A 249-nucleotide genomic window follows, 5' to 3' on the forward strand; every position below is an offset into this window, starting at 1 on the left:
CTGATCCAGCTTGAGACCCGCTACGCCGCCAAGGGCTCCATCACCGCTGCTGAGCGGAACGATCTGGACACCCGCCTGGATGCGCTGGACGTCCGCGTCGGCGACGGTCCCGCCGTGCAGCCGCCCGTAGCGACCCAGACCCCGCGCGTGCGGCTGGCCGCGCTGGAAACCGCCGTCACCGCCGCCGAGCGCTCGGGCGCCCTCACCCGCGCCGACGCCGCCGATGTTCGGGTTCAACTGGGCGACCTG

The 249-nt window shown here is 73.5% G+C and carries 1 protein-coding gene; it reads left to right on the plus strand.

Translation table 11 applies throughout. From position 1 onward, the window contains the following. A partial coding sequence (locus tag ACM5QX_RS29625) for a hypothetical protein (RefSeq protein WP_414756771.1) occupies nucleotides 1-249 on the plus strand: 249 nt, incomplete at both ends.

It is taken from the genome of Anabaena sp. CCY 9910, from assembly GCF_963920875.1.
Lineage (GTDB): Bacteria > Cyanobacteriota > Cyanobacteriia > Cyanobacteriales > Nostocaceae > Trichormus > Trichormus variabilis.